Raw genomic sequence first — 613 nt, forward strand, 5'->3', positions numbered from 1 at the left:
ATACTGTAGTCTAGGAACTTATTAGGTTTGGCGATGACCTACTCTCCCACGTCTTAAGACGCAGTACCATCGGCGCTACGGCACTTAACGGCTGGGTTCGGGATGGGACCAGGTGTTTTGCTCGCGCTATGATCACCAAACCGAATAAATTCCTAGCAGCGCTCTGCGCAGGAGAGCGGCGGCGGGAGGCAGGGTATCCGAAGGATGCCCATTCCCGCTCCGTCTCCATTGGAGCGCAAAGCGTGTTTGTCCAAGTCATGTACGACTGATTGTATGTGTATGCTTTTGATCAGTTTAAGCAGTCTTGCTTCTACTGGATCAAATCAAGCCTATCGAGCAATTAGTACCAGTCAACTGAACGTATTACTACGCTTACATCTCTGGCCTATCGACGTGGTGGTCTACCACGGCTCTCAGGGATACCTTGTTTTGAGGGGGGCTTCCCGCTTAGATGCCTTCAGCGGTTATCCTGTCCGATCATAGCTACCCAGCACTGCTATTGGCATAACAACTGGTCCACCAGTGGATCGTTCACCCCGGTCCTCTCGTACTAGGGGCAACTCCTCTCAAGTATCCTACACCCACGGAAGATAGGGACCGAACTGTCTCACGA

General features: G+C 52.0%; 2 rRNA genes. Both read right to left on the reverse strand.

From position 1 onward, the window contains the following. Positions 1 to 25: 25 nt before the first annotated feature. A 5S ribosomal RNA gene (rrf, locus tag J7380_RS20285) occupies positions 26 to 140 on the reverse strand. 179 nt (positions 141 to 319) lie between these two features. Further along, positions 320 to 613 (reverse strand): 23S ribosomal RNA (locus tag J7380_RS20290); the annotation flags it as partial.

This window comes from Ruegeria sp. R8_1 (assembly GCF_017743815.1).
GTDB classification, from domain to species: domain Bacteria; phylum Pseudomonadota; class Alphaproteobacteria; order Rhodobacterales; family Rhodobacteraceae; genus Ruegeria; species Ruegeria lacuscaerulensis_A.